The following is a 26658-nucleotide window of genomic DNA, read 5'->3' on the forward strand; positions in this document are numbered from 1 at the left end:
ACGTCACCAAGGCCGGGGGGACGGCGAAAACCACCGCCGCCCCTCCCACCCCGCTCAACACCCGTGTGAGAGTGTCCTCACCCGGCTCAACGTCCCTCGAAGACGGCCTTGCCGGGGCCCTGCTCGACAAAGCTGCGCATACCGATCTTCTGGTCCTCGGTCGCGAACAGCCCGGAGAAGTGCACGCGCTCGATCTCCAGACCCGTGTCCAGATCGGTCTCCAGTCCCCGGTCCACGGCCTCCTTGGCGGCGGCCAACGCCACGGCCGGGCCGTCGGCGTACCGGGCCACCAGCGCCACGGCCTCCCCGTAGACCTCCTCGTCCGGGACGACGTGGTCCACCAGGCCGATCTCCCGGGCCTCGTCGGCCCTCACGTGCCGACCACTGAAGATCAGCTCCTTGGCCCGCGCCGGACCGATGAGACGCGGCAGGCGTTGTGTCCCGCCCGCGCCGGGGATCACGCCCAACTGGATCTCGGGGACGCCCAGCTTCGCTCCGGCGCCCGCGACCCGGAAGTCGGCGGCCAGCGCCAACTCCAACCCTCCGCCCAACGCGTACCCGGTGACCGCCGCCACCACCGGCTTGGGGATCCTCGCCACGAGGGTCAGCGCGTTCTGTAGGTCACGCGCGTACTCGCGCATCTGAACGGCGGTACGGTCGGCCATCTCCTTGATGTCGGCGCCCGCAACGAAGACGCGCTCTCCTCCGTAGACCACCACGGCCCGGACGTCGGAGTCGGCGGACACCCGCCGGGCGGCCTCGGCGATCTCGGCCGTCAACACCGCGTTGAGCGCGTTGACCTTCGGCCGGTCCAGCCGGATCACGGCCACCGCCGCGTGGTCCGGGTCCCTCTCCACTCGAACGAACTCGCCCACGATCTCCACCTCGTTCCTCTCGACTTCAACGTCCGCAACTGCCTACCACCTGTTTCAGGAGAAGAGCAGCACCAGGGTGCCCCATCGGGCCGAAAGCGTGTAGGCCGCGCCAAGGAGCAGGACCGTGCCGACGAGCAGCGCCGTGTCCGCGATCCGCCAGCGGCTCCGTCTGACCCATGTGCGCGGACCGGTCCCGAAGGCACGGGCGTCCATCGCGGTCGCCAGCAGTGTGCCGGTACGGATGGAGCGCACCAGCAGGGCGAACAGACGACCGAAGAACAACGTGACCGCCCGTACCGGGTCGTATCCGGCCTCCAGTCCCCGTGCCCGCCGTGCCAGGGTGATGGTGCGCCACTGGTCCGCGAGCAACGGGATGAGACGCAGCGCCGCCAGTACCCCCATGGCGGGTCGTTCGGGGACCTTCAGCCGCTGCACCAGTCCGTCGAACATCTCCGTGGGGTCACTGCTCACGGCGGCGAGCAGACCCGGCAGGGCGATGGCCAACAGACGCACCGACGCCCCCAGCGCGCCCTCCACCCCGTGTTCGCCGTACACGTAGTTGACCAGACCACTGGACAGGCCCATGAGGAGGAAGGGCGTGCCGAGAACGAGCAGAGTGCGCCCGTCGATCCCGCTGAACGGCAGGAGCAGGAGAACGCCCACCAGCACCACGCCGCCGGTCACCGCGTCCATGGCCGGGAGGAGACCGACGCTCAGTGTCAGGGCGGCGAGCAGCTTGGCCACGGGGTTGAGCCCGAGCAACCAGTAGCGGACCCCACCGTCCTCGGGCACGTCCAGCGTCAACATGTCCCCGCCCGAGGCTCGACGCTCAGTCATGGGCCCTCCTGGTCCGGTCCCCCACCGGGGCCCTCTCCTCGCGATCCCCCTCCCCGGGCACGGCGCGTCCCCCCTCCACGCGTACCCGCACGTCCGCCAGGTGCCGCAGCAGAAGGGCGTCGTGGGTGGCCATGACCACGGCCCGCCCCTCCGCTCTCAAAGCCCCCAGCAACTCCACCAACTCGGTCCAGGTACGGGTGTCCTGACCGAAGGTCGGCTCGTCCAACACCAGCACGTCAGGTGCGTGGGAGGGGCCGGAGCTGAGCGCGGTGGCCACCGACAGCCGTCGCTTCTCCCCTCCCGAGAGGGTGTAGGGGTGCGCGTCCGCCAGCGGGGTGAGGCGCAGCCGCCACATCAACTCCTCCACCCAGGCGTCGGTCTGGCTCTCGCCCATCCCGGCCCGCCGGGGGGCGAACCTCAGCTCGTCGCGGACCGTGGTGGTGACGAACTGGTCCTCGGCGTGCTGGAAGACCGTTCCCACGTGCCGGGCCAACCGCCGGGCCGGCCAGCGCACCAGTGGGCGCCGGTCGGCCTCCGCCAACGGCCCGTGGGGCAGTACTCGCCCCCGGTGGGGTCGGGACAATCCGGCCAGCATGGTCAACAGCGTGGACTTGCCCGCGCCGTTGGGGCCGGTCAATGCCGTCGCCGTCCCGGCGCACAGCATGAGGTCCACGTCCTCGAGCACCACACGCCGGGGCGCGGAACGCGCGCCCAGTCGGAAGGGTGTGCGCGCGGTCACCCCCACGGCCTCCAACCGCGCCCCTCCACCGGGCGCCGCCGACAGGACCGGTTCGGGCTCGCTCCCCGGCACCCACACCCCCCGCGCGGCCAGCGCACGCCCGTGTTCGGCGAACACGGTGGAGGGGTCACCGTCCGCGGTCACGCCCCCGCCCGGCTCCACGACCACGACCCTGTCCACCAGATCGACCACGTCGGCCACACGGTGCTCGACCAGGACCAGGGTCGCCGCGGTCTCGGCGAGCAGGCGCGCGAGAACACCCCGCACGAGTTCGGCCCCCTCCGGGTCGAGGTTGGCGGTGGGCTCGTCCAACAGCAGCAGGCGCGGGCGCATGGCCAACGTCCCCGCGAGCGCCAGGCGTTGTTTCTCCCCACCCGAGAGCGCGCCGGTGGAGTGACGGGGCCCGTAGGGGAAACCCACGGCGCGAAGCGCCTCGTGGACACGTGACCGGATCTCCTCCGGGTCCACACCGAGGTTCTCCGGACCGAAGGCCACGTCGTCGCCCGCGCGCGCCATGATCAGTTGTGTCTCGGGATCCTGGCCGACCAGACCGACCGCGCCCCGACCGCGGTCGGCCGGTTTCCCGTCCACGAGCAGAGCGCCCTCCTGGTCCCCGCTGATGGCGGCGTCATCACCGGTCAGACCCGCCAGTGCGTGCAACAGGGTGGACTTGCCCGCTCCCGAGGGTCCCAGCAGCAGTATCCGTTCGCCGGGCTCGATGGTCAGATCCACACCGCGCAGCGCGTACTCCGTGCGCCCGGAGTGCCGCCACCCCCAGCCGGACAGCTCCACCCGAGCTCCCGCCGCCCTGTCGCCTTCCCCCGTACCGTTCACGGATCAGCCCTTCGCCGACGGAAAGGGCGCCAGGGCCCCGGAGCGGGCCAGGGCGGTGGTGAGCAACCTGCTCCCCACACCCGCGATGAGCGCGGCGCTGATCAGGAGGATGACGCCGTAGACGATCTGGAAGTGGAGCGGCCAGGTGACGTAGTAGACCAGGTTGTCGCGAACGGCGGGGGACAGTCCCGCGGCCGCCGCCGCGAGCACGGCGACCCCCATGCCCCAGCGCCGGTAACCGAAGGCGAGGAAGACCAACTCGGGCAGGAGACCCTGGAGTGTGCCCTCCAGGAGGACGGTGACCCCCCACTGCGTGCCCAGGATCGCCGACACCGAGGCGGCGGCGACGGAGGTGAGGAGGGCGGCCCCGGGCTTGCGGATGATCAGTCCTCCGAGGACTCCGGAGATCAACCACATGCCGTAGAGGACGGCCTGTGCGGGTGGGAAGCCCAGGAACAGCGGGGACGCGACCGACCACACGATGTTCCACAGCCAGAAGACGACGCCGACGGCGACACCGAGGACCGCGGCCACGACGATGTCAACCGTGCGCCAGTTCCGTAACCGGTCGAGGATCTCCCACCAGAAGCCGGTCCTGGCTGTGTTCTGCTTCACGACTGTGTCCCTTCGCCGGAGATGACGAGGGCCGCACGGCCGAGAGCGGCACCGAGGGTGTGCGCCGGGCGCGCGGCCGGGGACCTCCCCGGTGCGCGGGAGCACACCGCCGGTGACGGTTCCCACGACTTCCTTCGCTGGCATGACCCAGATCAGGTGTGTAAGGGTCTGCGGCCCTGTGCCGCACTCTCAGCGCTCGCGCGCTCCCCTGTCGGTTCCTTCCATTATGGGCCAACAAAGAAAGCCGTGGGATGTTCCGTCCCACGGCTCCCTCCGCCCCGGAGTTCCCAGGGCTCTCCACGGTCTCGTCAGGTCCCTCCTTCGCCACCCTCACCGGTCTCTCCACCGGTACCGCCATCACCGGTGTCGGATCCACCACCGCCGGTGTCACCGCCACCGCCACCGCCGGTGTCACCACCACCGCCGGCACCGTCCTCGCCGGCACCACCGTCACCGGTACCGCCACCGTCACCGGTTCCCTCACCGCCACCGCCGGTGCCCCCACCACCGGTACCACCGCCTGTGCCACCGGTGTCGGTACCGCCTCCGGTACCGGTGTCTCCACCACCGGTGCCACCGCCCGTGTCGGTTCCTCCACCACCACCGGTACCGCCACCGCCGGTGCCGCCACCGCCGTCTCCGGAACCCGAACCGGAGGATTTACCGGACGGACTGCCATAGGCCTTCGGTGAGGGGGCGAACTTCTCCTCCGGGAGCCCCGCGACGGCCTCGCGCATGGAGGCCTGCCAGATCGGTCCGGGCAGGGTGGCACCGTAGACGATCCCGTAGTACCGCTCGCCGATGGTCACGCCCTGAAGCGGGTTCTCCTCGCCACCGCGGATGTCCCCGACCACCACGGTCGAGGCCAGATTGGGCGTGTATCCCGCGAACCACGCGTAGGCGGCGCTGTCGGTCGTACCGGTCTTGCCCGCCGCCGGGCGTCCGATGTCCAGGCCGTCGGCGGTGCCCCCCTCGAAGGTCTGCTGAAGCAGGTGGTTGACACCGTCGGCGACCTCGGAGTCGATCGCCTCCTTCTCACAGTCGGTGTCCACCTCGATCTCCTCGGCTCCCTCGCCCTCCGTCCGGATGGAGGCCACCGGAACCGGCTCGCAACGGGTGCCCCGGGCGGCGAAGGTGGCGTAGGCGCTCGCCAGGGTCAACGGGGACACCTCCTGGTCCCCCAGGGTGAAGGAGTTCCACACGCCCATCTCCTGGCCGTCGGCGCGGTGGACCCCCAGCCGTTCGGCCATCTCCGCGGTCTCACACAGGCCGACGCGCTTTTGCAACTGGGCGAAGTAGGTGTTCACCGACTGTTTGGTCCCGCTGACCATGTCGTGGCTGCCACCGTCGCTCTCGCCGGCGTTGCGCACGTCCCACGAGGCCATCGTGCCGCCCTCGCAGTTGCGCATCCCCTTGACCGACACGGTCTTGGGCGAGGAGAAGCTGGTGCTGTACTTGAGTCCGGAGTCCAGGGCCGCCGCCAGAGTGAACGGTTTGAACGTCGATCCGGCCTGGAATCCGGAGGAGCCGCCGTCGGCCTGGTCCACGGACAGGTTGATGGACGTGGTGCCCGGCTCGTCGTCGAAGCCGTAGCCCATGTTCTGGGCCATCGCGCGGACCCGGCCGCTGCCCGGTTCCACGATCACCTGGGCGGCGAACTTGGTGGACTCGTCCGCCGGGACGAACCTCTCGATCGCCTCCTTCGAGGCGGCCTGCATGTCGCCGTCCAGCGTGGTGCGCACGGTGATGCCGCCCTGCTCGATGATCCGGTCGCGCTCTTCCTGGGTATCGGCGAGTTCCTCGGACCCACGCAGCCACCGCATGACGTAGTCGCAAAAGGACGGGTTCTCGCTGTGGTAGCAGCTGCCCCCGCGTGGGGTCGCGTCCACCGCCAGGTCCGTCGCCTTGTACTCCTCCGCCTCCTGCTCCCGCAGGTGTCCGGTGGCCGCCATCCGGTCCAGCACCACGTCACGCCGTTCGCGGGCGGCCTCGGGGTTGGTGAGCGGGTCGTAGTACGAGGGCGCGCGCACCAGCCCCACGATCGTGGCGGCCTGTGCGGGGTCCAGTTCGGAGGCGGGAACGGAGAAGTACCGCCGCGAGGCGATCTCTATCCCGTGCGCTCCCTGTCCGAAGTAGGCGAGGTTCAGGTAGCCCGCCATGATCTCGTCCTTGGTGAACCGCTCCTCGACCTCGATGGCGTAGCGCAGCTCCTGGATCTTGCGCGCCAGGGTCTGCGCGCTGGCGCTCTCCACGTCCTCCTCGTCGTCGGCCTGCTCGATGAGGAGGTTCTTCACGTACTGCTGGGTGATGGTCGAGCCGCCCTGGGTGTCCCCCAACGCGGTGCGCACCGCGGCACGGAACAGACCGCGCAGGTCCAGACCGGAGTGCTCGTAGAAGCGGTCGTCCTCGATCGCCATGAGCGCCGCGGGCACCCAGGGGCTGATCTCGTCCAGGGGAACCACGTCGCGCTCGCTCTCGGCGACCTCGGCGATCGGCTCGCCGTCCACGTCGGTGAGCAGGATCCTCTCCGACAAGGGCTGGACGTCCAGGTCGCTGGGCAGGGCCATGAAGGCCGCCGCCGAGTCCTTGGCCGCCAGTCCCAGGGCCCCCGCCCACGGCAGCACCATCGCCGCCGTCAGCAGTCCGGCCACCGCACTGGTCCCCGCCAGACGTCGGGCCGTGTCCTTGCGGGTTCTCTCCGGCGTCGGCCGGGAGAGTCTCTCGCGCAGAACCGTGAGCCACTGCTCGGGGATCGCGCCCCGCAACCGCCGAAGCGAGGATGCGGCGCGTTCTCCCCTCCCGCGCGGCATCTCGTGCCGCCCGTTCGGCGGGCGCTTGTTCGACTCCGTCACGTCGCCCCCTACGACCGTGTCCCGCTCCGCCCGCGGATCGCGCGGACAGAGCTGTCCATCGACCACGCTCCCAGACCCACCGCGAAGAGGCAGCCCAAGAACCGGGCGTGTCACTGAAAAGCTTCACCAATCCACAGCAAAGCATCCCAGGGTGAATATATTTCCCCAATGGCACAAAACAGACGCACGACAAGATATACAACGGCAGGGCACAGGGGAATCATGAAGAACCATTCCCTCATGGAGAATCGAACCCGGCGGAAGGTCTTCTTCGGATGGCTTTCGGCCACACCGGGGTGTCCGGAATAGGCCCGCGGGTCTCAGAGGCGCATTCGTTCATCCCTACCCACCCCGCCGCGCGACGCAACGTGACCACTGAGTTTTTCGGCATTTCCCCAGAAGTCGCCGCAAATCAACCACAGAGACGCCTGCATCAGCTGCAACTCTATGGCCGCTTTGTGGTGGTTTGTCCGGGAGGAACCCGCCAAATACCAGCTCTTCACCTGGACATCCGGTGTGGCGAGGATCACAGAAATTATTCGGCCCGGCTACTCCGCCAAACCCCACAAGAGGGCTGACGATAGACCGTGGATGACATCGAAGACGCAATCCGGGCAGCTTCGGTTCCGGACGCTTCGTTAACTCCACCTTGCCCTCCATCAAGTTCTGCTTATTTTCGCCTGCCGAAAATCAGAACTCCTCCAAAACGCCCGAACCACGACAATTACGGTGTAGCCAGTGATCGGACGCCTGCCCATCCTCGACATCACTCCCGACAACGATCTCGGCCCGGTCAAAGCCGTTCCCGGAGAACGCTTTACCGTGGGCGCGACGGTGATCCGCGAGGGACACGACTCCCTCGCCGCGGGCGTCGTCGTCTACTCCCCCAAGGGACGCCGCGAGCGCCTCGTCCCCATGCGCGAACACTCTCCCGGTACCGACCGCTACGAGGCCGAGATCAGTCTTCCGGCCGAGGGGAAGTGGTCGTTCGCCGTCGAGTCGTGGACCGACCCCTTCCTCACCTGGCACCACACCGCACAGGTCAAGGTCCCGCTGGACCAGGACACCGCCCTGGTCCTGGAGGAGGGCGCCCGACTGCTCGCCCGGGCCGCGCGCCGCGTTCCCCGCAAGCCCGTGTTGACCGTGGCCGCCAAAACCCTGCGCGACACCTCCCTCAGCCCGACGCGGCGCCTGGCCGCGGCGCTCACGCCCGAGGTCCTCGCCGAGATGGAGCGGGCACCCCTCCGCGAACTGGTCACCAGGTCCCAGCGCACCAGCGTGGTCGTGCACCGCGAACGTGCCCTGTTCGGCTCCTGGTACGAGTTCTTCCCGCGATCGGAGGGCGCGCAGGTCGACACGGCACCCGGCCACGAGATCTCGGGCACCTTCGCCACCGCGGCCAAGCGCCTGCCCGCCATCGCCGACATGGGCTTCGACGTGGTCTATCTGCCGCCCATCCACCCGGTGGGCACCACCCACCGCAAGGGGGCCGACAACGCCCTGACCGCCGGCCCCGGCGAGCCCGGATCGGTGTGGGCCATCGGCTCCGCCGAGGGAGGTCACGACGCCGTGCACCCCGACCTCGGCACGATCGAGGACTTCGACGCCTTCGTGGCCGAGGCGCGCGAGCACGGCCTGGAGATCGCCCTGGACCTGGCTCTGCAATGCTCACCCGACCACCCGTGGGTCACCGAGCACCCCGAATGGTTCACCACCCGGGCCGACGGCTCCATCGCCTACGCCGAGAACCCGCCGAAGAAGTACCAGGACATCTACCCCCTCGACTTCGACAACGACTTCGAGGGGCTGTACGCACAGATCCTGCGGGTGGTCGAGCACTGGATCGACCACGGAGTGAGCATCTTCCGCGTCGACAACCCGCACACCAAACCCGTCGTCTTCTGGGAGCGACTGCTCGCGGACGTCGCCCGCCGGCACCCGGACGTGCTCTTCCTGGCCGAGGCCTTCACTCGCCCCGCGATGATGCGCACCCTGGCCAAGATCGGCTTCCACCAGTCCTACACCTACTTCACCTGGCGCAACGGCAAGGAGGAGTTGACCGACTACCTCACCGAACTGAGTCGGGAGACCGCCCACTACCTACGCCCCAACTTCTTCGCCAACACCCCCGACATCCTGCACGCCTACCTCCAGAACGGAGGCAGGCCCGCCTTCGCGGTACGCGCGGTCCTGGCGGCGCTGCTCTCTCCCACCTGGGGCATCTACTCCGGATTCGAACTGTGCGAGAACACCCCCGCCGCACCGGGCAGCGAGGAGTACCTGCACTCGGAGAAGTACCAGTACCGGCCACGTGACTGGGCCGCGGCCGAGGCCTCGGGAGAGAGCCTCACCGGACTCATCACGCTGCTCAACCGACTGCGCCGCGAGCACCCGGCGCTCCAGGAGCTGCGCAATCTGCGCTTCCACCACGTGGACCGGCCCGAGCTCCTCTGCTTCTCCAAGCACCGGCCCGGCGCCGGCCCCACAGACCCCGACGACGTGGTCATCGCCGTCGTCAACCTCGACCCGCACCACGCCCGCGAGGCCACGGTGCACCTGGATCTGCCGTCCATCGGCCTCACACGGAAGGAGGAGTTCAAGGTGACCGACGAGCTGACCGGCCGTTCCTACACCTGGGGCGCGGACAACTACGTCCGTCTCGACCCCGCGACCGGTCCCGCACACGTGTTCACCGTCAGCGGCAGATAGCAGCCCCGGAACAGGTCCGGAGCCCGCCGGTTCGACCCGGCGGTGCTCCCGCCATGTCCCGAACGCCCGTTGATCCGACGTCGAACATTTTGGTGGGGAGCAGTAGATGAGCAAAGACGAGCCCGGCCCCGGCGGAAACGGTTCCGCTGAACACGGTCCGCTCACCCCGGCCACCGGGGCCGCCACCGGCCCTCTCATGTCCTCCGGTGGCACCAGTGATCCCTACTGGTACAAACACGCCGTCTTCTACGAGGTACTCGCCCGAGGCTTCTACGACTCCAACGGCGACGGCACCGGCGATCTCGCCGGACTGGTGCAGAAACTGGACTATCTCCAGTGGCTCGGGATCGACTGCATCTGGCTGCTGCCGATGTACCAATCCCCTCTGCGCGACGGCGGATACGACATCTCGGACTACTTCAAGATCCTTCCGGAGTTCGGGCACACCGCCGACTTCGTGGAGCTCTTGGACGAGGCGCATCGACGCGGAATCCGCGTCATCACCGATCTGGTCATGAACCACACCAGCGACCAGCACCCGTGGTTCAAGGCCTCGCGGGAGGACCCCGACGGTCCCTACGGCGACTTCTACGTGTGGTCGGACACCGACGAGCGCTACGGAGAGGCGCGCATCATCTTCGTCGACACCGAGACCTCCAACTGGACCTACGACGAGGTCCGGGGGCAGTACTACTGGCACCGGTTCTTCTCCCACCAGCCCGACCTCAACTACGAGAACCCCGCGGTCCAGGAGGCGATCCTGGAGGTCCTGCGCTACTGGCTGGACCTGGGGATCGACGGTTTCCGTCTCGACGCCGTGCCCTACCTGTACGAGCGTGAGGGCACCAACTGCGAGAACCTCAAGGAGACGCACGAGTTCCTCAAGCGCGTACGCGCCGAGGTGGACCGGCTCTACCCCGACCGCGTACTGCTGAGCGAGGCCAACCAGTGGCCCTCCGACGTCGTCGACTACTTCGGGGACTTCGAGTCCGGCGGCGACGAGTGCCACATGAACTTCCACTTCCCGCTGATGCCACGCATGTTCATGGCGGTACGGCAGGGACTGCGTTTCCCGATCTCGGAGATCCTCGCCCAGACACCGCCGATCCCGCGCAACTGTCAATGGGCGATCTTCCTGCGCAACCACGACGAGCTGACCTTGGAGATGGTCACCGACGAGGAGCGCGACTACATGTACGCCGAGTACGCCAAGGAACCCCGTATGCGCGCCAACGTGGGGATCCGTAGGCGGCTCGCGCCCCTGCTGGAGAACGACCGCAACCAGATCGAACTGTTCACGGCACTGTTGTTGTCGCTTCCCGGCTCTCCGGTGCTCTACTACGGCGACGAGATCGGCATGGGCGACAACATCTGGCTGGGCGACCGCGACGCCGTACGCACGCCCATGCAGTGGAGTTCGGACCGCAACGCCGGATTCTCCAAGGCGGACCCCGCCCGGCTGTACCTGCCGCTGATCATGGACCCCGTCTACGGCTACCAGGCGCTCAACGTCGAGTCCCAGCGCGACAACCCCGGCTCACTGCTCAACTGGACACGGCGTCTGATCCAGATCCGCAAGCGTCACCCCGTGTTCGGTACGGGGGCGTTCACCGAGCTCAACGCCTCCAACCCCAGCGTGCTGGCGTTCATCCGTGAGTACGGTGACGACCGCATGCTCTGCGTCAACAACCTGTCGAAGTACCCGCAGCCCGTGGAACTGGACCTGTCCAGGTACGCGGGGGTCAATCCGGTGGAGTGCGTGGGAGGCGTGCGTTTCCCCGAGATCGGTGAACTGCCGTACCTGCTCACCCTGCCCGGTCACGGCTTCTACTGGTTCCAGCTGCCCACGGCCGCCGTTCCCGAGCACGCGGACGCGGACCGGGACAGCACACCGTCCTACGGTCTGCCCGCGGCCGGGGTCCGCGTGCACACCTCCTTCGACGCCTCCGAGGAGGGCCCGGGAGCGCGTCGACCGCACGGGGAGGAACGTCCGGTGGAGGTGGGGGCCGACGCCCTGGTCGGTGGCGCCCCCCTGTGCGACGCGAGCGCACCCGGACCCGTTGCCACGACACGCGAACACGTCTCGCGCTCCTCGGTCCCGATGGCCGAGTGCGCGGACCGGGGTGGCCACGAGAAGGGGAACAGGTTCTTCTGACATGTCCCAACTCGAAGAACTCCTGGCCGTCTGGCTGCCCCGACAGCGCTGGTTCTCCGGCAAGGGAATCCCCATCCGCCAGATCCGGGTGGAGAGCAGGCACACGCTGGTCTCGGCCCGCCCCGAGGGTCCGGACCTGAGCGTCCTCGTCCTCCAGGCGGGACAGCGCGGACGCAGCTCCCGCTACCAGCTGCTGCTGGGTTCGCGCCCGCCGCGCTCCCTGCCACCGGAGCTGGCGAGCGTCGCCATCGGCGTGTGTCAGATCTCGGGCGGCAGACCGAGGGTGATCTACGACGCGGCCCATGACGCGCAACTGACCGGAATGCTGCTGGAGCGGTTCGCCGCCCCCACCGGGGCCGAGCCCTCGGGCAGGGTACGTTTCCGTACCCTGCCCGGCCGTCGGGTCCGCACCGGGTCGACGGGGCGGCTGCTCACCGGCGAACAGTCCAACACCTCGCTCGTCTACGGAGAGGACTACGTCCTCAAGACCTTCCGCAGACTCTGGCCCGGGACCAACCCGGACCTGGAGCTGAACATGGCCCTGTCCGGATCTCCGTACGTGGCACGACCGTGCGGATGGATAGAGGCCGACCTGGTCGGGCACTCCACGCCGACGACCCTGGCCATGCTCCAGACCTACATCCCTCAGGCCACCGACGGATGGGTCCTCGCCACCGCCAACGTACGCGCGTTGTTGGAGCAGACCGGAGGCGGGCGCGAGACCGCGTTCACCACGGAGGCCAAGCAGCTCGGCCGCACCACCGCCGAGGTGCACCAGACACTGGCCCGCACGCTGCCCACGGACGTGCTCACACCCGCGGGGACGGCCGAGATGGCCGACGCCATGGTCGAGCGCCTGGCCATGGCCAGCGCCGAGGTGCCCGAGCTGGCCGAGCACGCGCCCCTGGTGATGGAGGCCTACGCCGACTTCTCCGAGGTGGACGAGCCGCTGCCGATACAGCGCATCCACGGCGACTACCACCTGGGGCAGGTCATCCGGCACGGCTCCGAGTGGGTGGTGCTCGACTTCGAGGGCGAACCCACCGTGCCGGTGCGTGACCGCCAGCGCCTGTCCAGCCCGTTGCGGGACGTGGCGGGGATGCTGCGTTCCTTCGACTACGCGGCCGGATACCTGCTGGTCACCAACCCGGGCGACCCCGCCCTGGAGTGGGCGGCCCGGGCCTGGGCCCGTCACAACCGGGAGGCCTTCTGTCAGGGGTACGCCGACGGAGGCGGAGCCGACCCCGAGAAGCACCTGGTGGTGCTACGGGCGTTCGAGTTCGACAAGGCCGTCTACGAGGTGCTGTACGAGGCCAGGAACCGGCCGAACTGGCTACGCGTCCCGCTGGAGTCCATCGCCACAGCGGCCGCGGCGCCGCCCGTCCCCGGTTAGCTCGGGCACCGGCGGAGCTCTGGAGGTGCCACGGGCGGGTCCGCGAGGAACGAGTCGGCCCGCCATGGACAGCGAGGGCTCCCGCACCGAGGCGCCCGAACCCACGGCGAAGCGGAGCCCCGAAGACCACACCACCCGACCGGCGGCCACATCCCGTACGGATGCCGGCCGCCCACCACCCCCCGATCCGTCCGCACGAGTACAACGGAGTCCGTATTGAGCTCGCCGCGCAGCGAACAGCGCCCGCCCGCCGACGCCGCCAAGGCCGATCCGAAGAAACCGACGACCAAGGCCGCTTCCACGGCGAACGGCACCACACCCGTCGTGGAGGAGATCCCGGTCACGAAGACGGGAGCCGTGACCGGGGCCCCGTCCACGAGCACCGGAAAGTCCGGGGCACCCACGAAGAAGACCACCACGAGAAGGACCACGGCGTCCGCCGGGACCACCTCGGCGCAGAAGACGACCACCGGGGGAAGGTCCGGAACCGCACGGAAGACCACTACGAATCGGTCCAAAGCGGGAAGGACCGCCCCCGGCGGCACGTCCACGGCCAGGAAGAGGACACCGGTCGATCCCGAACTGATCGCCGCGCTGGACCGTCTGGTGGACGGCCACCACCATGACCCGCACTCCCTTCTGGGCGTGCACCCCGAGGGCCGGGGCACCGTGCTACGCGCCCTACGGCCGGGAGCCGTGGAGGTGCACGCGCTCCTGGCCGACGGTTCGAGACTGCGCCTGGACCACCTGCACCGGGGCGTGTTCGGCGCCAAGGTGGCCAAGAGCAGGCTGGGGGCCGCAGCCGACTACCGGATCGCCGCCCGCTACGAGGCCGACGGCCTCGAGCACGTGACCGCGGACCCCTACCGGTTCGCGCCCACCCTGGGGGAGTTGGACCTGCACCTGATCGGCGAGGGACGCCACGAGGAGCTGTGGAACGCCTTGGGGGCGCACACCCGCGTCGAGGACACCGCGATGGGCGAGGTGACCGGCACCGGGTTCTCCGTCTGGGCCCCCGACGCGCGCGGAGTGCGGTTGATCGGGGACTTCAACTACTGGAACGGCGTGGGCCACCCGATGCGGAGCATGGGCGCCACGGGTGTGTGGGAGCTCTTCGTACCCGGAGTGGGCGACGGAGACCTGTACAAGTTCCAGGTCCTGGGCTCGGACGGGCACTGGAGGGACAAGGCCGACCCGATGGCGCGGTGCACGCAGGTCCCGCCCGCGACCGCCTCGGTCGTCACCACCTCCTCCTACACCTGGGGCGACCAGGAGTGGATGGCCGAACGCAAGGGAGTGGAGCAGCACCGTGCGCCCATGAGCGTGTACGAGGTACACCTGGGCTCCTGGCGGCCCGGCCTGGGGTACAGGGAACTGGCCGACCAACTGGTCGCGTACGTGACCGACATGGGGTTCACACACGTGGAGTTCCTGCCCGTGGCGGGACACCCCTATGACGGGTCCTGGGGCTACCAGGTGACGTCGTACTACGCCCCGACCCCCCGCTTCGGTTCTCCGGACGAGTTCCGGCACCTGGTGGACTGTCTGCACCGAGCGGGCGTCGGCGTGTTCCTGGACTGGGTCCCCGCGCACTTTCCCAAGGACGAATGGGCCTTGGCGCGCTTCGACGGAAGCGCGCTGTACGAGCACCCCGACCCGCGACGGAGCGAACACCCGGACTGGGGAACGCTCATCTTCAACTACGGGCGCACCGAGGTGCGCAACTTCCTCATCGCCAACGCCCTGTACTGGCTGGAGGAGTTCCACATCGACGGCCTGCGGGTCGACGCGGTGGCCTCGATGATCTATCTCGACTACTCCCGCGACTCCGGCGGCTGGGAGCCCAACGTCTTCGGCGGCAGGGAGAATCTGGAGGCCATCGACTTCCTCAAGGAGCTCAACACCACCGTCTACCGGCGCAACCCGCACGTGGCGATGATCGCCGAGGAGTCCACCGCCTATACGGGTGTGACCGCCCCGGTCGACCACGGCGGACTCGGCTTCGGGTTCAAGTGGAACATGGGGTGGATGCACGACACCCTGGAGTACGTCAAGAAGGACCCCGTCCACCGGCAGCACCACCACAACGACATCACCTTCTCGATGGTGTACGCCTACAGCGAGAACTACGTGCTGCCCCTGTCCCACGACGAGGTCGTGCACGGCAAGCGCTCGCTGTTCAACAAGCCCCCCGGGGACGAGTGGCAGCGGTCGGCGACCCTGCGCGCGCTCCTGGCGTTCATGTGGTCCCACCCGGGCAAGCAGCTGTTGTTCATGGGCGGGGAGATCGCGCAGGGCGACGAATGGTCGCACCGTGAGGGTGTGCCGTGGTGGTTGTTGCAGTTCGACCATCACGCGGGTGTGCAGCGCCTGGTGAAGGAGCTCAACGAGATCTACCGGCCGCGGGCCGCTCTGTGGTCGCTCGACACCGCCCCGGCGGGCTTCGACTGGTTGGAGGGCGGCGACCACGAGGGCAACACCCTGTCCTACCTGCGTCATGGCGACGACGGCTCCGTACTGGCCTGCGCGGTGAACTTCTCACCGGTCCCGCGCGCGAACTGGCGGATCGGCCTACCGCGCGAGGGGCGGTGGAACTCACTGCTCAACACCGACGAGGCGCGCTTCGGCGGTTCGGAGTATCCCGCTCCCGCACACGTGGACGCCGAGGCCACGCCCTGGCACGGCCGGCCGTTCTCCGCGGAGATCACGCTGCCGCCGCTGGGCGCGGTCTGGCTCGAACCCGAGCGGTAGTGAGCGCGGCGCCGAAGGGCCGAGCCCCTTCGGCGCCGCACCCCACCGGCCCCTCACGCTCACGCGGGGGAACGGACTCGAAGCATCGGGCTCTCAGACCCCGCGTCCGTGCCAACCCGTGAGGCGCGAGACCGCCTCGTCCAGCACCTCGTCCCTCTTGCAGAACGCGAACCGGAGCAGGTGGGCGCCCTCCTCCTCATGGTCGTAGAACACCTGCGCGGGCACCGCCGCCACACCGGCCTCCTTCGGAAGCGCGCGGGCCACCTCCACCCCGTCCGTGTACCCCAACGGACGGATGTCGGCCATGAGGAAGTAGGTGCCCTCGCACACGTTCACGTCGAAACCGGTGCCGGCCAGCCCCTCCGCCAGACGATCACGCTTGCCTTGGAGAGCTTGGCGCTGGGCCACGATCCAGTCCCACTGCCGATCGATGGCCTCGGCGGCCGCGAGCTGCAACGCGCCGTTGGCCGAGAAGGTCAGGAACTGGTTGACCGTCCGTACCGCGTTGACCAGGGACTCGGGTCCCATCACCCAACCGGTCTTCCACCCGGTCACGGCGAACATCTTGCCCACCGACGACACCGAGACCGTGCGTTCGCGCATGCCGGGCAGGCTCGCCAGGGGCACGTGCGGCCTTCCGTCGAAGGCGAGGAACTCGTACACCTCGTCGGTGAAGGCGATCAGGTCGTGCTCGCGGCAGACCTCGGCGATCTCCTCCAACTCCTCCGCGGTGAAGACGGTCCCCGTGGGGTTGTGCGGTGAGTTCACCAGGATCATCCTGGTACGCGGGCCCACGGCCGCGCGCAACTCCCCCCGGTCGAAGGTGAAACGTCCCGTTTCCGGTTCCGGGCGCAGGGTGACCGATCTGCGCACCCCACCCGCCAGGGTGATCATGGCGGCGTAGGAGTCGTACATCGGCTCGAAGACGATGACCTCGTCGCCACGCTCCAGCAGGGCGAGCATCGACGCCGCGATCCCGGCCGTGGCGCCCACGGTGATGTAGACCTCGGTCTCAGGGTCCAACTCGATGCCGTAGTGGCGGGCCCGGTACCTGCTCACCGCCTCCCGCAACTCGGGGCGCCCAGGACCGGGCGGGTACTGGTTCACACCTTTCAGGATGTGTCCGGAGGCCGCCTCCAGAAGGGAGCGCGGGCCGTCGGTATCGGGAAAGCCCTGCCCCAGGTTGACGGAACCCGTCTCCACGGCCAGCCGCGTCATCTCGGCGAAGATCGTTTCACCGTACACACGCATTCGTTCGATCAGCGGTTCTTCCACCCGTCGAGCGTATCCGTCCGCCCACCGCCCGGCCATCCCCGCGCGTGACCCACCGACACCGAGGGGGCGGGTCCGACACGGACCCGCCCCCTCCACACCGGCCGTCCACTACAACAGGAGGCTGAGCACGATCCACACCACCGGACCGGCGATCAGCAGCGAGTCCATGCGGTCCATCAGCCCACCGTGCCCCGGCATGAACCGGCCCATGTCCTTGACGCCGAGATCGCGCTTGAACAGCGACTCGATGAGGTCTCCGGCGGTGGCGGCGAGCACGACCGCCAGACCGAGGACCACGCCGACCCACCACGGCCCGTCCAACATCAGCGTCACGCACAGGGCACCGGCCACCGAGCAGCCCACCACGGAACCGCCGAAGCCCTCCCAGGTCTTGTTCGGGCTGATCACCGGCGCCATCTTGTGTCGACCCAGCAGGATCCCGGCGAAGTAACCGCCGATATCGCTGGAGATCGTCACCACGATGAAGGTCACGAGACGGTACTGCCCGTCCTCCGGGTGGGAGATGAGCAACAACCACGTTCCCAACAGGAACGGCAGGTAGACCAGCGTGAACAGGTTCGCCGCGACATCGGCCACGAACCCTTCCGTGCCACCGCGCAGCCGCCACACCAAGGCGAATATCGCGGTCAGCGCGGTTGCTCCCACCAGCCACTCGGTCCCACCGAAGTAGGCGGCCACCTGCATGGCCACCCCTCCGACCGCCAGCGGCAGGACGGCCAGGCCCATGCCCTTTCCGGCGAAGGCCCGGTTCACCTCCCGCAACCCGATCAGCACCGCCAAGGAGGTGATGATCGTGAACAGTTGAGGCCAGGGAAAGATGGAGAAGTACACCAGGGCGCCGAGGACGCACCCACTGGCGATGGCCACCGGGAGGTTACGGCCGGTCCGCACCGGCTCGCCTCCCGGCTTGTGCAGCACGAAGCGCTGACCGGACGGTTCGGAGCCCTCGGACGGCCCCTGGCCGGATCTGTGCTCGGGCGAGTGGTCATCGCCTCCCGAGCCGCTGGAGGAAGGAAGGGTCACCGACTACACCTCGAGCAGTTCCGTTTCCTTGTGCTTCAGCAGCTCGTCGATGGTCCCGACATACTTCTGGGACAGTTCGTCCAGTTCGCCCTGGGCCCGGTGCGCCTCGTCCTCACCGATCTCCCCAGCCTTCGTGGCCTTGTCGAAGGCGTCCCTGGCGTGACGTCGGACGTTGCGGATCGAGATCTTGCCGTCCTCGGCCTTGGTCCGGGCGACCTTGACGTACTCCTTGCGGCGCTCCTCGGACAACTCCGGGAAGACGACGCGGATGACCTGACCGTCATCGGAAGGGTTCACGCCCAGGTCGCTGTTGCGGATGGCGTTGATGATGCTGGTGCGGGAATTGATGTCGAACGGCGAGATGACCACCATGCGCGGTTCGGGAACCGAGAAGGAGGCCAGCTGATTGATCGGCGTCTGGGCGCCGTAGTAGTCGACCGTGATCTTGTTGAAGGTCGCGGGCGTGGGACGGCCGGTACGGATCGCGGCGAAGTCCTCCTTCGCGACGACCACCGCCTTTTCCATCTTCTCCTCGGCCTCGAGGAGTGTCTCTTCGATCATGTGGGCGCTCCCGGTTCGGACTGTCGTGGTTCTTACTGTGGTCGCGGGGCCGTCTCAGGCGGGGGTCGGCCCGACGATGGTGCCGATCTTCTCACCACGCACCGCGCGCAGAATGTTTCCCTGGCTCATCAGGTCGAACACGACGATGGGCAGCCCGTTGTCCATGCACAGGCTGACCGCGGTGGCGTCCATGACCTTGAGGCCCCGGGTGAGGACCTCGTTGTAGTTGAGCTTGTCGAACTTGACCGCGCCGGGGTTGCGCTGGGGATCGGAGTCATAGACCCCGTCGACCTGCGTGCCCTTGAGGACGGCCTGTGCGCCGATCTCCAGGGCGCGCTGGGCCGCGGTGGTGTCGGTGGAGAAGAACGGTGCGCCCAGCCCGGCGCCGAAGATGACCACGCGGCCCTTCTCCAGGTGCCGAACGGCGCGACGCGGGATGTAGGCCTCGGCCACCTGGCTCATGTGGATGGCCGTCTGCACGCGGGTGTCCACACCGAGCCGCTCCAGGAAGTCCTGTAGCGCCAGGCAGTTGATGACGGTACCGAGCATGCCCATGTAGTCGGCGCGGCCCCGCTCGATACCGCCCTCGGTGAGCTGGGCGCCGCGGAACATGTTGCCGCCGCCGACGACCACGGCGACCTGGATCCCCTCGGAGACCGCCTCGGCGATGGACTCGGCCACGTACTGGACGACCTCGGGATCGATCCCGAGTCCTCCCCCACCGGCGAAGGCCTCTCCGGAGAGTTTGAGCATGACACGCTTCCAACCGGTGTCGTGCATGGCGGGTTCGGTGCTCGTCACTTCGTTCACGGCCTGTAGCCTCCCTTGTCGTCCCCGAGTGGCACAGGGTCCCCCGAGTGCTCCTGCCGCGGGCCGGGCTGACGTACGTCCCGAACCCGCCCATATCCACCGAAGGTGCCGGGGAACGTTCTCCCCGGCACCTCCATCATCTCAAAGCCCTCAGGCCTGACCGACCCTGAAGCGGACGAAGCGCTTGACGGTCACGCCCGCCTCGTCGACGACCTTCTGGACCGTCTTCTTGTTCTCCTTGACGAACGGCTGCCCGAGCAGCGTCACTTCCTTGTAGAAGCCGCTGAGGCGACCCTCCACGATCTTGGGGATGGCCTGCTCGGGCTTGCCCTCCTCACGGGTGGTCTGTTCGGCGATGCGACGCTCGTTCTCCACGACCTCGGCGGGGACGTCGTCCTTGTCGACGTACTGCGGAGCCAGCGCGGCGACCTGCTGGGCCAGGTCACGACCGACCTGCTCGTCGGCCTTGTCCAGCTCGACCAGCACACCCGTGGTCGGAGGCAGGTCGGGGTCGGACTTGTGCAGGTAGCTGGCCACGTAGGCGCCCTCGAACCTGGCGAAGCGGCGGAACTCCAGCTTCTCTCCGATGACGGCGCTCTTGCCCTCGATGAAGGCCTGAAGGCTCGTCCCCGGCTCGATCTCGGCGGCGGCGACGGTGGCGAGGTCGTCGCTGTCCTGGGCGGAGACGAAGTCGGCGACCTGGCCGGCGAGCTCGATGAACTGCTCGTTCTTGGCGACGAAGTCGGTCTCGCAGTTGAGCTCCACGAGGGTGGCCTTACCCTCGGATTCCCGCTTGAGGACGACCATGCCCTGGGCGGCGGTGCGCTCGGCACGCTTGCCGACGTCCTTGGCTCCCTTGACGCGCAGGGCCTCGACGGCCTTGTCGAAGTCGCCCTCGGCCTCGGTCAGGGCCTTCTTGCAGGCCATCATGCCCGCGCCGGTCATGTCTCGCAGCTTCTTGACGTCCGCGGCGGTGAAGTTCGCCATTCTCGGGTTCCCTTTGAAGATTCTGTACGGAAAGTGGAGCGGATCCGGTCGGGCACCCTGCCGTCGCCCCTCCCCACGGGCGGGGCGACGGCGGTGCGCCAGGGCCCGGTACTACTCGGTCTCGGGAGCCTTGACCGCAGCGTCCACGGGAGCCTCCTCGGCACTGGCCTCGGACGGAGCCTCGGCGGCGACCTCGGAGGCCGGAGCGACGGTGGCGGTCTCGGCCGGAGCCTGCTCGGCGGCGGCCTCGCCGGCCTCGGCCTCGGTGGTCTCGGCCTTGCCCTCCAGGAGCTCGCGCTCCCACTCGGGCAGGGGCTCCTCGGCGGCCCTCTGCTCGCCCGCGCCCTCGGTGGCGCCGGAACGGGCCATGAGGCCGTCGGCGACGGCGTCGGCGACCACGCGGGTGAGCAGGCTGACACTGCGGATGGCGTCGTCGTTGCCCGGGATCGGGTAGTCGACCTCATCCGGGTCACAGTTGGTGTCCAGGATGGCCACGACCGGGATGTTCAGCTTGCGGGCCTCGCTGATCGCGATGTGCTCCTTCTTGGTGTCCACGATCCACACGGCGCTGGGCACGCGGGACATGTCGCGGATACCACCGAGGGTGCGCTCCAGCTTGTCCTTCTCACGGCGCAGGTTCAGGAGCTCCTTCTTGGTGAGCGAGGAACCGGCGACGTCGTCGAAGTCGATCTCCTCCAGTTCCTTGAGGCGCTGCAACCGCTTGTGAACGGTGGAGAAGTTGGTGAGCATGCCGCCCAGCCAGCGCTGGTTGACGTAGGGCATGCCGACGCGGCGGGCCTGCTCGTCGATGGCCTCCTGCGCCTGCTTCTTGGTGCCGACGAACAGGATGGTGCCGCCGTGGGCCACCGTCTGCTTGACGAACTCGTAGGCCCGGTCGATGTAGGCCAGCGACTTCTGGAGGTCGATGATGTAGATGCCGTTGCGCTCGGTGAAGATGAAGCGCTTCATCTTGGGGTTCCAGCGTCGGGTCTGGTGCCCGAAGTGGACGCCGCTCTCCAGGAGCTGGCGGATCGTCACGACTGTGGCCATGACCTGGTCCTCCTTGCGGTGGCGGGAGGGGGTCTCCCGCCTTCGGTTGTGCCTGACGCCCCGGCCGTGCCGCCGCACCTCGCAGGGTACGGACCGCCGACACGGCCCCTCACTGGGGAGGCTCGTGGACGTGCGTATTGTGGTGGCCCCGAAGAGCCACGGATGATTCTATCCTCCGATGGGACGTGCGACGGCTTTCCACAGGTTCATCCTCCCCCTGGCGATCCCCTCCCACCGCACGGACCCTGAAGGACATGCCCCTCCTGAGTCTCCTCCTGGCCCTGTCCCTCCTATACCCCGCGGTGCCCGTCTGGCGCTGGCCGGTGGAACCGCCCGAGGTCCTCCGCCCCTTCGCTCCCCCCGAACAGCGGTGGCTGCCCGGTCATCTGGGCGTGGACCTGGACGCGGAGCCGGGGCAACAGGTCCACGCGGCCGGGAACGGGAGGGTCCACTTCTCGGGCACCGTGGCGGGCACACCGGTGGTGAGCGTCGCCCACGGTGAGCTGCGCACCACCTACCTGCCGGTGGAGTCCGATCTGGTCCGCGGCGACCGGGTCGCCGCGGGGGACCCCCTGGGCACGCTCGCCACCGAGCCCGTCCACTGTCGCGACCGCCCGTGCCTGCACTGGGGGCTGCTCCGCGGTGACGCCCACCTCGACCCCCTCGCTCTCCTCGGTCTCGGTGACGTCCGACTGCTGCCCCTCCCGTCCACGACACCCCGGCCTCACCCCACGGGGGCCGGCCGAGCCCCGACCCGCCCGGGGCCGGTCAGGCGCGGGGATGGGCCCGACGGTAGGTGTCACGCAGACGCTCCACGGACACGTGCGTGTAGATCTGTGTGCTGCGCGGGCTGGCGTGGCCCAGGAACTCCTGCACGCTGCGCAGGTCGGCCCCGCCGTTGAGCAGATGAGTGGCGGCGCTGTGCCGCAGGTCGTGCGGTGCGCCGTCGACCCCGGCGGCCCGCAGGTGGGCGTGCACGTCCTCACGCGCCCGACGCACGTCCAGGCGACCGCCCCGGGCCCCGAGGAACAGCGCCGTGCCGCTGTGGACACCGGCCATCGCCGGACGGCCCGCGACGATCCAGTCGTCCAAGGCGTCCAAAGCGGGCTCGCCCACGGGGACCGTACGCTCCTTGGCTCCCTTGCCCAGAACCCTCACGGTCCGCCGCTCGCGGTCCACGTCGGACAGGTCCAGGGCGCACAGTTCGGCCACACGCACACCGGTGGCGTAGAGCAACTCCACCACCGCGTGACGACGCAGATCCGTCGGGGTCTGGGCCGGCGCACGCGAGAGCGCCTCGGCCGCCTGCCCCTCGTCGAGCACCGTGGGCAGGGAGCGCTGCTGGGACGGGCTCGCCAGGAGGGGCCCGGGATCGACGGCGAGCACGCCCTCGCGGTGCAAAAAGCGCGTGAGGGCGCGTACCGAGGCCACGCGCCGGGCCACCGTGGCACGGCTCGCGCCCTTCTCCCGGGCCCTCGACAGCCAGCTCCGGATCAGCGGCAGGTCGATGTCGCCCGGCCCGTACCCTCGGGCCTCCAGATGGGCCCACAGCGAACGCGCGTCGGCCAGGTAGCCGCGCACCGTGTGGGGCGAGCGCCCCAACTCGCCCGACAGGTACGCGGAGAAACGCTCCAGCACGTCTATCCCCCCGACGGCAGGCAGGCGATCCCGTCGATCTCCACGAGATGGGCCGGGTCGACCAGGGCGCTCACCTCCACCACCGACGCGGCGGGACGGTGCGTTCCCGGCAGGCAGTCCAGCAGCGCCGAGTGGAACTCGTCCAGGTCCGAGATATGGCGCAGGTAGTAGGTGAGCTTCACCAGGTGGCCGAGGTCGGCGCCGTGGTGGGCCAGGACCTCCTCCATGTTGGCGAAGATCTGACGGGTCTGTCCCGCGATATCTCCGACGACCTCTCCCTCGGGCCCTTCCGGGGTCTGTCCGGAGACGAACAGCAAGGGACCGTCCGCCACCAGGGCGTCACTGTAGGGTTGTGCCATACGCGACACCGTACCCAGGCCGGGATCGCTCTACCGTGGCCGCCGCCAACCCGTGGCACAGCGCTCCACCAGACCGGCGGCCGCCAGCAGCCCCAGGATGCGCATGGCCGCGTCCAAGGGGAGGCCGCTGGAGTCGGCGATCACCGCCGGTCCCCTCCCCACCGAGGACACCGCCTCCAGGACCCGGGCACTGTCCCGGTCCAGATCGGCGCGCACCCTCAACGGTCCGGACGACGGTGACCGCTCGTCCAAGGGGGCGACCTGGGCGACGACGTCGTCCGCGCAGGTGACGCACCCCGCCTGCCAGTCGCGGAGCAGCAGGTGGCAGCCCACCGACATCGCCGAGGTCACCGGACCGGGAACCGCCATCAGCACCCGGTTCAGCTCGGCGGCGTGCGAGGCGGTGTTGAGCGCGCCGCTGCGCCGCCCCGCCTCCACGACCACCGTGCCGGGGGTGAGGGCGGCGATGAGCCGGTTGCGGATGAGGAAGTCGGGGGCACGCGGGGCGACGCCCACCGGCCGTTCGCTCACCAACACGCCGGTGCGGGCGACGGCGGCGAAGAGGCCCGCGTGTCCACGGGGATAGTCCACGTCGAGTCCGCAGGCCAGGACCACCACCGTGCTCCCCACGGCGTTGGCGGCCCGATGCGCGGCCCCGTCGATACCGTAGGCCCCGCCCGAGACCACCACGACGGCCCGTTCGGCGAGCCCGTAGGCCATCTCCGAGGCCACGTGCTCACCGTAGGAGGTGGCCGCGCGCGCCCCCACCACGGCCACCGAGCGCAGGCACAGATTGCGCAGGTCGCCCCTGCCCCGCACCCACAGCCCGTGCGAACGACGTCCGCCCGGAAGGTCCAGCTGTTCCAGCCGCCCCGGCCACTCGGGGTCCCCCGGCGCGACGAAGCGGACCCCGGCCTCGGCGGAGTCGGCGAGGAGGGCGTCGGGGTCCACGCGTGCCGCGCCCGCGCTCCACCGGTCCCAGCGTCGCCGCAGGCGCGCCCGTGCGTCGGGCCCGGGTTCCTCCTCCCCCGTCACGTGCGGCGGAGCCGCTCCCGCCACCAGTTCCGCCCAGACCCGTGCGGCTCCGTGTTCGGCGAGCATCGCCCCCAGCCACAGGTCCCCCGGCGGCGTCACCGCCGTCAGACAGGCCCGTGCCCTGGCGTCGGCCTCCGCCTCCGTGTCCCTTGCCGTCATCGCGACCCCTCTCGTCCGGTCACCACGTTCGTCCCGACCACAGCGCGAAGGCATAGGCCGTCTCCTCCTCACCGGGGCGTTCCCGGTCGCCGAGGTCGGCCAGGGTCCACGCCACCCTCAGTGCCCTGTCCACTCCCCGGGCGCTGATCTGCCCCAGGTCCATGGCCCGGCCGAGCACCCTCAGCGCGGCGGGCTCCACCGGAAACTCCCTGCGCAACAACGCCCCCGGGACGGCCGCGTTGGTCCTCCAAGGTGTGTGCGCCAGCCGCTCGGTGGCACGGGCTCGGGCCCTCTCCACCCGGGCGGCCACCACCTCCGAGGACTCGGCGAAGGCACGGTCGGCGAGCAACTCGGCCCTGGACACCGGTGGCAGTTCGACCTTGAGGTCGATCCGGTCCAACAGCGGACCCGACAGTCGCGAGAGGTAGCGTTGCCGCTCCCCGGCCGGACAGGTGCACAGCGGACCGGGTTTGGCACAGGGGCAGGGGTTGGCCGCCATCACCAACTGGAAGCGGGCCGGGAAGGTGACGGTGGCCGCCGCCCGGGCCAGGACCACCTCGCCCCGTTCCAGGGGCTCGCGCAGGGAATCGAGTACTCCACGTGCGAACTGGGGCGCCTCGTCGACGAACAGCACGCCGTGGTGGGCCTTGGAGACCCAACCGGGAGCGGGGTGACCACTGCCCCCGCCGATGATGGCGGCCCGGGTGGAGGTGTGGTGCGGCGCGGCGAAGGGCGGCACGGTGACCAGGGGAGAACCCGAGGGCAAGGTGCCCGCCACCGAGTGGATGGCGGTGGCCTCCAACGCCTCCTCCGGACGCAGTCGGGGCAGCACGCCGGGAAGCCGTTCGGCCAACAGGCTCTTGCCGGTGCCCGGGGCCCCCAGCATCATGAGGTTGTGGCCCCCCGCCGCGGCGATCTCCACCGCACGGCGCGCGACCGGCTGTCCCAGCACGTCGGCCAAGTCGGGGCCCCGGTCGCGGGGTTCCCGTGGCCTGGGCACGGACTCCTCGGGGTCCTGTGGGAGTTCCTCCCCGCGCAGCCATCCGCACAGCTCCGCCAGGCTGCCCACCGCCGTGACCTCGATGTCGGGCACGAGTCGGGCCTCGGCGGCGTTGTCCCGGGAGACGACGAAGGCGCGGTGGCCCTGCTCGGCCGCCGACACCACCGCGGGGAGGACCCCCCGCACCGGCCGGGCCCGTCCGTCCAGACCCAGTTCGGCGATGAGCACGGTGTCCCGCAACCGGTCCACCGGTACCGCCCCCGTCGAGGCCAGGACCGCGCCCGCGATGGCCAGGTCGAACAGGCTGCCCGCCTTGGGCAGGCTGGCCGGGGACAGGCTGATGACGATCTGGCCGCTGGGCCAGTCCTCGCCGCTGTTGACCACGGCCGCGCGGATGCGGTCCCGGGCCTCGCGCAGTGCGGCGTCGGGCAACCCCACCAGGGTCACCCCGTGGTCGCCGCCGCCCAGGTGCACCTCCACCTCGACGACGTGCCCCTGGACTCCCAGCAGGGTGATGCAGCGGGTGCGGGCGAGCGTCATCATGCCAGCCCCCGTTCGTGGGAGACGAACACGCGCCCGCCGCTGAGCAGCACGCAGACACCGTCCACCCGCAGGGGGTACGGGGGGACCCGGTGTCGGACGGCCCAGGCGTGGCCGAGCAGACGCAGGCGACGACGTTTGTCCGGGGTGATCGCCTCCACCGGATGTCCGTACCGCAGGCCGGTGCGGGTCTTGACCTCGGCGACGACCAGGACGGGGCCGTCCCTGGCCACGATGTCGATCTCTCCCGCCGGGACACGCCAGTTACGTGCGATCACCCGCATGCCCGCACGGCGGAGGAAGACCACGGCGAGTTCCTCGCCGTGGTCCCCCAGGTTCCTTCGGTATCGGGCCCACCGCTCCAAGGTCGACCACCTCCCGTCACAACGGTCGGTGATCGACGCTCACTTCACCAGAGCGGAGCCGTTCCTGTGGACGAC

20 protein-coding genes, 1 pseudogene and 1 riboswitch are annotated in these 26658 nt (G+C 69.5%); of the genes and pseudogenes, 5 read left to right on the plus strand and 16 right to left on the minus strand.

Going from position 1 to position 26658, the window contains the following annotated elements; genetic code table 11:
* Positions 1-86: 86 nt before the first annotated feature.
* From PFX91_RS14800 to PFX91_RS14820, 5 genes are all read right to left on the minus strand, one after another.
* A complete protein-coding gene (locus tag PFX91_RS14800; protein WP_285732211.1) occupies positions 87-875 on the minus strand; it encodes an enoyl-CoA hydratase/isomerase family protein in 789 nt (262 codons plus the stop codon).
* Between the two features lie 54 nt (positions 876-929).
* A complete protein-coding gene (locus PFX91_RS14805) occupies positions 930-1712 on the minus strand; it encodes an energy-coupling factor transporter transmembrane component T family protein (protein WP_285732212.1) in 783 nt (260 codons plus the stop codon).
* The gene (locus tag PFX91_RS14810) at positions 1705-3285 is read right to left on the minus strand and encodes an ABC transporter ATP-binding protein (protein ID WP_285732214.1); all 1581 of its coding nucleotides are present in this window, start codon (positions 3283-3285) and stop codon (positions 1705-1707) included. Before PFX91_RS14810 ends, PFX91_RS14805 begins: the two co-directional genes overlap by 8 nt.
* 3 nt (positions 3286-3288) lie before the next feature.
* Positions 3289-3900, minus strand: coding sequence for an ECF transporter S component (locus tag PFX91_RS14815; protein ID WP_285732216.1), 612 nt, complete (start codon positions 3898-3900; stop codon positions 3289-3291).
* 112 nt (positions 3901-4012) lie between these two features.
* Positions 4013-4120: riboswitch (TPP riboswitch) on the minus strand.
* Positions 4121-4208: 88 nt separating this feature from the next.
* Positions 4209-6752, minus strand: a complete 2544-nt coding sequence (locus tag PFX91_RS14820) for a transglycosylase domain-containing protein (RefSeq protein WP_285732218.1) — start codon at positions 6750-6752, stop codon at positions 4209-4211.
* 738 nt (positions 6753-7490) lie between these two features.
* On the opposite strand from PFX91_RS14820, the gene PFX91_RS14825 reads away from it, so the two are divergent.
* The 4 genes from PFX91_RS14825 (at position 7491) to glgB (ending at position 15760) form a co-directional block, all read left to right on the plus strand.
* Positions 7491-9461: an alpha-1,4-glucan--maltose-1-phosphate maltosyltransferase gene (locus PFX91_RS14825; RefSeq protein ID WP_285732220.1), complete on the plus strand. Its 1971-nt coding sequence runs from the start codon at positions 7491-7493 to the stop codon at positions 9459-9461.
* Positions 9462-9567: 106 nt separating this feature from the next.
* The gene (gene treS / locus PFX91_RS14830; RefSeq protein WP_285732222.1) at positions 9568-11616 is read left to right on the plus strand and encodes a maltose alpha-D-glucosyltransferase; all 2049 of its coding nucleotides are present in this window, start codon (positions 9568-9570) and stop codon (positions 11614-11616) included.
* A 1-nt stretch (position 11617) separates the two neighbouring features.
* Positions 11618-13009: a maltokinase N-terminal cap-like domain-containing protein gene (locus tag PFX91_RS14835; RefSeq protein ID WP_285732224.1), complete on the plus strand. Its 1392-nt coding sequence runs from the start codon at positions 11618-11620 to the stop codon at positions 13007-13009.
* Positions 13010-13225: 216 nt separating this feature from the next.
* On the plus strand, positions 13226-15760 hold the full coding sequence (glgB, locus tag PFX91_RS14840) for a 1,4-alpha-glucan branching protein GlgB (protein WP_502888319.1): 2535 nt from the start codon (positions 13226-13228) through the stop codon (positions 15758-15760).
* A gap of 93 nt (positions 15761-15853) precedes the next feature.
* On the opposite strand, the gene PFX91_RS14845 is transcribed toward glgB, so the two are convergent.
* The 6 genes from PFX91_RS14845 to rpsB form a co-directional block, all read right to left on the minus strand.
* Complete coding sequence (locus tag PFX91_RS14845) at positions 15854-17035, minus strand: pyridoxal phosphate-dependent aminotransferase (protein WP_285732226.1); 1182 nt, start codon at positions 17033-17035, stop codon at positions 15854-15856.
* A gap of 108 nt (positions 17036-17143) precedes the next feature.
* Positions 17144-18079 (minus strand): phosphatidate cytidylyltransferase, encoded by a 936-nt coding sequence (locus tag PFX91_RS14850; protein ID WP_285732228.1) that lies wholly within the window; start codon positions 18077-18079, stop codon positions 17144-17146.
* 3 nt (positions 18080-18082) lie between these two features.
* Positions 18083-18640, minus strand: a complete 558-nt coding sequence (gene frr, locus PFX91_RS14855) for a ribosome recycling factor (protein WP_285732230.1) — start codon at positions 18638-18640, stop codon at positions 18083-18085.
* Between the two features lie 54 nt (positions 18641-18694).
* Positions 18695-19420, minus strand: coding sequence for a UMP kinase (gene pyrH / locus PFX91_RS14860; RefSeq protein WP_285732320.1), 726 nt, complete (start codon positions 19418-19420; stop codon positions 18695-18697).
* A gap of 180 nt (positions 19421-19600) precedes the next feature.
* Entirely contained in the window at positions 19601-20437 is an 837-nt protein-coding gene (gene tsf / locus PFX91_RS14865) for a translation elongation factor Ts (RefSeq protein ID WP_285732232.1), read from the minus strand.
* Between the two features lie 111 nt (positions 20438-20548).
* Positions 20549-21487, minus strand: coding sequence for a 30S ribosomal protein S2 (gene rpsB / locus PFX91_RS14870; RefSeq protein WP_285732234.1), 939 nt, complete (start codon positions 21485-21487; stop codon positions 20549-20551).
* 254 nt (positions 21488-21741) lie between these two features.
* Here rpsB and PFX91_RS14875 point away from each other — a divergent pair.
* Positions 21742-22089, plus strand: a pseudogene (locus PFX91_RS14875) (peptidoglycan DD-metalloendopeptidase family protein); the annotation flags it as partial.
* A 166-nt stretch (positions 22090-22255) separates the two neighbouring features.
* Here the strand turns inward: PFX91_RS14875 and PFX91_RS14880 are convergent.
* From PFX91_RS14880 to PFX91_RS14900, 5 genes are read right to left on the minus strand one after another with little or no spacing between them, the layout of a single operon-like run.
* Entirely contained in the window at positions 22256-23125 is an 870-nt protein-coding gene (locus PFX91_RS14880) for a tyrosine recombinase XerC (protein WP_285732236.1), read from the minus strand.
* Between the two features lie 2 nt (positions 23126-23127).
* Entirely contained in the window at positions 23128-23484 is a 357-nt protein-coding gene (locus PFX91_RS14885; protein WP_285732237.1) for a RidA family protein, read from the minus strand.
* A 30-nt stretch (positions 23485-23514) separates the two neighbouring features.
* Positions 23515-24678: a DNA-processing protein DprA gene (locus tag PFX91_RS14890; protein WP_285732239.1), complete on the minus strand. Its 1164-nt coding sequence runs from the start codon at positions 24676-24678 to the stop codon at positions 23515-23517.
* 19 nt (positions 24679-24697) lie between these two features.
* A complete protein-coding gene (locus PFX91_RS14895; RefSeq protein ID WP_285732321.1) occupies positions 24698-26218 on the minus strand; it encodes a YifB family Mg chelatase-like AAA ATPase in 1521 nt (506 codons plus the stop codon).
* A complete protein-coding gene (locus PFX91_RS14900) occupies positions 26218-26583 on the minus strand; it encodes a YraN family protein (protein ID WP_285732241.1) in 366 nt (121 codons plus the stop codon). Before PFX91_RS14900 ends, PFX91_RS14895 begins: the two co-directional genes overlap by 1 nt.
* Positions 26584-26658: the final 75 nt, after the last annotated feature.

Source organism: Nocardiopsis sp. ATB16-24 (assembly GCF_030271535.1).
GTDB lineage: Bacteria > Actinomycetota > Actinomycetes > Streptosporangiales > Streptosporangiaceae > Nocardiopsis.